The sequence below is a fragment of the Variovorax sp. 20P10.2.4 genome, from assembly GCF_058244205.1.
Genome location: NZ_JBZAYE010000450.1, coordinates 1 through 6118, shown reverse-complemented (window position 1 = coordinate 6118; position 6118 = coordinate 1). Strand labels below are relative to the sequence as shown.

At 72.6% G+C, this 6118-nt stretch carries 2 protein-coding genes; one reads left to right on the top strand and one right to left on the bottom strand.

What is annotated here, in order from left to right; translation table 11 throughout:
- The coding region (locus tag AC27VN_RS29890; RefSeq protein WP_490878891.1) for a ChaN family lipoprotein at nt 1–604 on the top strand (604 nt) is incomplete at its 5' end.
- A gap of 93 nt (nt 605–697) precedes the next feature.
- On the opposite strand, the gene AC27VN_RS29885 is transcribed toward AC27VN_RS29890, so the two are convergent.
- A complete protein-coding gene (locus tag AC27VN_RS29885) occupies nt 698–6022 on the bottom strand; it encodes a beta strand repeat-containing protein (RefSeq protein ID WP_490878890.1) in 5325 nt (1774 codons plus the stop codon).
- Nucleotides 6023–6118: the final 96 nt, after the last annotated feature.

Here is a 6118-nt window from a genome sequence, read left to right as displayed (position 1 = left end):
GCTCGAGATGGCCGAGGAAGGCAACGGCACCGCGCACCTGCCGGCCGCCGCCACCGAGGCCCAGGTGCGCACCGCGCTGAGCTGGAACGACAAGGCCTGGCCCTGGGCCGACTACGGTCCGGCCGTGATGGCCGCGGTGCGCGCCGGCGTGCCGGTGGTCGGCGCCAACCTGCCGCGCGCGCGCATGAAGGACGCGATGGCCGACGTTTCGCTCGACGTGCAGCTCAACGGCGAGGCCTACACCGCGCAGCAGGACGCCGTGCGCGAGGGCCACTGCAAGCTGCTGCCCGAATCGCAGATCGTGCCCATGACCCGGATCCAGGTCGGCCGCGACCGCGCCATGGCGCAGGCCATCGTCAAGGCGCGCCAGCCGGGCCGCACCGTGCTGCTGATCGCGGGCGCGGGCCATGTCGACCGCCAGCTCGGCGTGGCGCAGCACCTGCCGAACGAGGTCTCGTTCAAGGCCGTGCACCTGCTCGCCGCGCCCGCCGGTGCCGACGCGGCATCGGCCGGCTACGACCGCACCTGGCGCACGCCGCCGCTGCCCGAGAAGGACTATTGCGCGGAACTCCGCAAGTCGATGGGCCCGGCGAAGAAGTCCTGAGCGCTCCGGGCGTGCGAAGGCCGCGGCAGGACAGGCGTCCGGCCGCGGCCTTCGTCTTTCTTCATGCGGCGGGCCCGCGGGCCCGCGCCCCCCTCAGCGCGACAGGATCGACGAGGTCGCCGAGTTGCCGGTGGCCGAGGCCGTGACCTGGTTGCCCGTGGTGCGCAAGGTGCTGCTGCCCACCGGTCCCACCACGCCGACGCCGAAGTTCACCGTCGTCACCGTGGCCGACACCGCGCCGCTGTTGACCTGGTAGTTGCCGACCGCCGCGCTCGCCGTGCCGGTATTCAGCGCGGTCTGCGTCACGCGGTTGGTCGCGCTGTTGCCGAAGGCCTGCGCGCTCAGCGTGTTGCCGTAGACACCGACGCTGCCGTTGAGCGTGCCCGGGCCGGTCGCGTTGAGCGCCACCTGGTAGCTGGTGTTCGTGCTGGACGCGCTCACCTGCCCGCTGTTGGTCTGGCTGTTGAGCACACCCACGCTGGCACCGAGGTTGAGCGCCAGCGGCGAGGCCACGAAGCCCACGCTGCCGCTCGGGGCCGCGCCGCCGTAGCTGCCGCCCGCGCTCGAGTCGACCAGGTTGGTGGCCGCGTTGCCGCGCGCCAGCGCCGAGGTGGTGTTGCCGTTGAGGGCCACGCTGCCCGCGTTGAGCGGATCGGTGCCCGCGAGCGTCACGCCCGCGGCCGTGACGGCCGACGAGGTCACCACCGCGCTGCTGGTCTGCGCGTTCGACACCCCCACGCTCGCGCCCTGCGTCGCGTCGCCCGCCACCGTGGCGGTGTTGATCGCGCGGTTCGCCGAGGCCTCGGCCAGCGTGCTGTTGTTCGAGATCGTCAGCGCGCCGTTGAACAGCCCCGCCGTGTTCGGCACCAGCCGGTCGTCGTTGTAGATCGCGGTGCTGGCGCTGCTGGTGACCGAGGTCGACGCGGCCTGGCGGTTCGCCACCAGGTGGTCGCCCGTGGCCGTCTGCCCGCCCGCCGCCGTTTCCGACAGCGCCACGGCACCCGTGGTCGCCGCCGGCTGCAGGTTGGCGGCCTTCACGTCGAGCGTGTTGGTCGCGTCGTTCATCACGCCCAGCGCCGTGTTGGTGTTGCCCGAGATCCGCACCGACGAGCCCGAGGACGCGGCCGGCGCGAACAGCTCGGAGTTCGAGCTGGCCGCGACCGCCGCCTGGCCGACCTGCGTCGACTGGACCACCGCGCGCGCATCGACGTTGGCGCCCGAGAGCGTCATGCCGTTGACCGTGGTGTTCGAGGCGGCGCGCGCGCTCTGCCGGTTGTCGGACACGCTCAGCGTCGCGCCCTGCACCGCGGCGGTACCGGTGGTGTCGATGCCGATGCTGCCGGTGGCGATCGCGCCCACCGGGCCGGCGCCCACCTGCACGTTGACCAGCGCATGGTCGGCGCTCGCGAGCACCGCCGAGCCCGCGGCCGTGGTCCCGGCGGAGCCCGCCAGGCCGGTGGCGATGGCGCCGCCCTTCACCTCGATGCTGTTGGTCGACGCATTGCCGGTGGCGGCCGCGCCGGTGGTGTTGCCCTCGAGCGTGGCGCTGCTGTCGATCAGCGCGGTGGTGCCGTTCAGGGTCAGCCGGGTCGTGTTGTTGGCGACCCCGCCCACGGCGGCGCTGCTGGCCTGCGAGTTCAGCAGGCCGGTGGTGGCACCCTGCGACGCACCGCCCGTGAGCGACACCGCATTGCCCGCGCGGTTGCCCGCGGCCTCGGCCAGCGTCTGGTTGCCCGACATCGCGACCGCGCTGTCGACCACGCCCGGGCCGCCCGGCACGGCGCGGTCGTCGTTGTAGATCGCGCTGTCGGCGGTCGCGCTGGCCGAGGTGGCGGCCGACTGGCGGTTCATCAGCGCATGGATGGCGACCGCGCCCCCGTCGCCCGGCCCCGCGGTCTGCAGCACCAGCGTGGGCAGGATCGCGTTGGCCGTGGTGTCGGCCGCGACGGCGATGCGGCTGGTCGCGTCGTTGACCACGGCCAGCGCGCTGTTGGCGTTGCCCGAGATCGTCACCGACGAGCTCGACACCGAGGCCGGCGCGAAGGCCTGCACGAAGGAACGCGCCTCCACCGCCGCCAGGCTGGCCTGGCCCGACTGCAGCGCCGAGGTGGCCGAGACGCTGCCGGCCGCCAATGCGATGTCGTTGCTGGCGCTGTTGGCCACCGCCTTCGCGCTCTGGGCGTTGTTCGACACGCTGAGCGTGCTGCCGTTGACCCCCGTGCCCGGCGCGGTGTCGATGCCGAAGGCACCGGCCGCCTTGGACGAGATCGTCGCGGTGCTCAGCATCAGCTGCGCGTTCGACAGCGCATGGTCGCCGAGCGCGCCGGTCAGCACCGCGGCGTTGGCCGCCGCGGCCACCGGCAGCACGCCGCCCGTGTCGATGGTGTTGCCCTTCACGTCGATGCCGTTGACGGCCGTGTTGCCGGTGGCCGCGCCGCGCACCGCGTTGCCGTCCACCGAGAGCTGCGAGTCGACGATGCCCTTGCCGCTGACCGCGAGCTGCACCCCGGCCTGGTCGGTCAGCGCGCCGCCCTCGAGTCCGAGCTCGGAGGTGGTCTTGGCGGTGGTGATTTGCAGGTTCTGCACCGCCGTGGTGGTGGCGATGCCGGCCGCACCGAGCCGCACGCCGTTGACCGCGCTGTTGCTGGTCGCGGCGGCCGCGGTGGTGTTGTTGTCGGCATCGATCTTCGAATTGCCGACGCCGAAGGCGATCTGCGTCAGCACCTCGGGCCCGCCGCTGCGCGTGGCCGCCACCGTGCCCTGGCCCGACTGCGCGTTCTGCACGCTGAACGAGGCATCGGTGGTCGCGACCCCGCCGGTGACGGTGGCGCCCGAGAGCACGAAGCCCGCCGTGTCGATCGAGGTGGCCGTCACGTCCACCGTGTTGCCAGTGGCGCGGCTGCCGTAGGCCAGGGCCTGGGTGGTGTTGCCGCTGCTCGAGACCGAGGCGTCCTGCAGGCCGCCGCCGACCACCGTGCGCACCACGTTGCCGCCGACCGTGTTGGCTTCGACCTTGGTGTTGGCACCGGCCACCGACTGCACGTTGGTCACGTTGGCCACCGAGGCGAAGTCGCTCGAGGCGATCTGGTTGGCCGCGAGCTTCAGGCCGTTGGCCGCGTCGTTGCCGTAGCTCGCGGCGACGAAGGCGTTGCGGTCGTTGCCGAGGCTGGCCGACGCCACGTCGCCGCTCACCGAGGCCGCGAACGAATTCACGCCGCTGGCCGTGGTGCCCACCGTCGACTGGATCGACTGGCTGCCGAGGATGGCGTAGGAGGCATTCACCGCCGGCTGCGTGGCCAGGCTGTTGTCGAAGGGCAGGTTGTTGCCGAGGTTGGCCGTGATGGTCGAGGCGACGTCCGTGGACGGGTTCACCGTGACATTGCCGGCCTGCACGCCCAGCGTGCTGGTGGCCGAGTTGCCGTAGGCGATCGCGCGCTGCAGGTTGTCGCTGACCGCGGCCGAGCCGCCCGACAGGTTGCCGAACACGGCGACGCGGGCCTCGGGCACGCTGAGCACCGCGCCGACCGAGGAGGTGGCATCGTTCATCTGCACGCTGGCGATGCCGGCGCCGGTGCCGACCGCATTGCCCTTGATCGACAGGTCGCTGGTGGCGCCGCTGCCGACCGCCACCGCCTCCTGGCGATTGCCGGTGAGCGACAGCGCGCTGTCGGCCACCGTGGCCGGTCCGTTCGCGACCAGCCAGACCTTGGAGCCGCCGTTGATCGCCGTGACGGTGCTGCCGTTGTAGTTGCCCTGCAGGTTGGTCAGCGTGACGGCGCCGGTGGCCGACACGCGGCCGTCGGCGCTGGTGCCGCCACCGAGCGCCACCGCGTCGCTGCCCAGCGCGACGGTGTTGGCGTCGAGCGCCAGGCCCTGGTTGATCTGGTTGCCGCGCGCCGCGACCGCCGAACTGTTGTTCGCCACGGTCACGGTGCTGGCCTTCGTCTGGCCGGTGGCATCGCCGGTCTGCACCGCGATGACGCTGCCGCTGGCGACGGCCGACACCGTCGACTCGGTGTTGGCCTGCTGGTTCGAGATGCCCGCCGTGGCCGTGAAGCTGGCCGCGGTGGTGCCGGGCAGGATCGCGCTCGAGGCGATGTTGCCGGTGGCCGCGGCGCTCACGCTGTTGTCCTTGAGCGTGACGCTGCCGCCGTCGATGGACTGCACGCCCGCGAGCACTTGGCCGTTGATGGTCTGTGCCAGCACGCTGGAGCGCAGGTTGCCCTGGCTGTTGAGCACGGCCAGGTCGGCATCGAGGGTGGTGGTGACGGCGGTGCCGCCGTGCACGCTGGCGTTGACCGGCGTGACGGGCGGGGTCGCGGCGACCACCGACACGCCGTTCATCACGATGCGGTTGCCCGCGCTGCCGGCGGTGGCCGAGAGCGCCTCGTTGCCGGTGGCGGCGCTCGAGATGGTGTTGCCCTGCACCGAGAGCGAGCCGCGCAGTTCGTTGACCACGCCCGCGGGCGCGCCCGTCACCAGCGCCTGCACGGTCGAGTTGGTGTTGTCGGCCGCATGCGTGACCGCCGCGAGGATGCCGTTGCCGTTGGCCTGCAGGTTCGACACCACCGCCGAGCCCGCGAAGCTCGGCGCCGCGCCCGACTGGATCTCGGCCGCGCTGCTCGCGCTGTTGCCCCGGAGCGTGGCCGACAGCGTGTTGCGGTCGAGCGAGGCGCCCACGGTCACGGCATTGGCCATCGTCGAGGTCAGCGCCAGGTCGACCCTGTTGTTGGCCAAGCCCGCGCCCGAGGCCGGGCCGGTGCCCAGCTGCAGCGAGGTCACGACGATGTTGCCCTGCGCGTCGAACAGCGGCGAGCCGCCCGGGTAGGTCAGCGCCGCACCGCCGGTGATGCCGACGGCGCCGGCCATCGCGCCGCCGGTCACCAGCGAGCTGCCCTTGTTGATCACGGTCGAGGCCGAGATCGTGTTGTCGGTGGCGGCCGCGCTGCCGCTCGTGAAGTTGTTGAGCTCGACCGCGAGCCTGCTGTTGGCGACGCCGGCGGCGATCGATCCGCTGTTGGTGGCCACGCCCAGCGAGGCCGCGTTGTCGACCGGCGTGGAGGCCGGGCTGCCCGAGGCGGGCTGGATCGCGTTCGCGAAGTCGTTGCCGGCGGCGCTGGCGCCGATCAGGTTGCCGGTGGTGCTGGCCGCGATCGGGTTCGGATTGGCCGGCGTGCCGCTGACCGTGGTGCCGCCGACGGCGCCCGTGATCCCCGCCGTCACGCCGTTGGTGTTGGAGGGCTGCGAGTTCGCCGTCGACGCCCCCGACACCGAGCCGTTGAGCGTGTTGCTCACGCTGGTGTCGGCCGCCTGCGCGGCGCCGGCGGCGAGCAGCGCGACCGCGACCGCGGAACCGATGCGGCTGAGACTGGTGGCGGGCCTGCGGGCGCCCCGATTGCGGATCTTGCGAGCTTTCATGGCGTGACTCCTGGTGTGAAGACGTTGTGGACGAAAGAGACGGACGAACGCAGGGGAACCGGGCCGCCCTCGCAGGCGCGCACGGTTCGCGGGAAC

Bases quoted from the DNA above. Each gene is read 5' to 3' on its own strand.
- AC27VN_RS29885 (WP_490878890.1), bottom strand. From the start codon at position 6,022: ATGAAAGCTCGCAAGATCCGCAATCGGGGCGCCCGCAGGCCCGCCACC.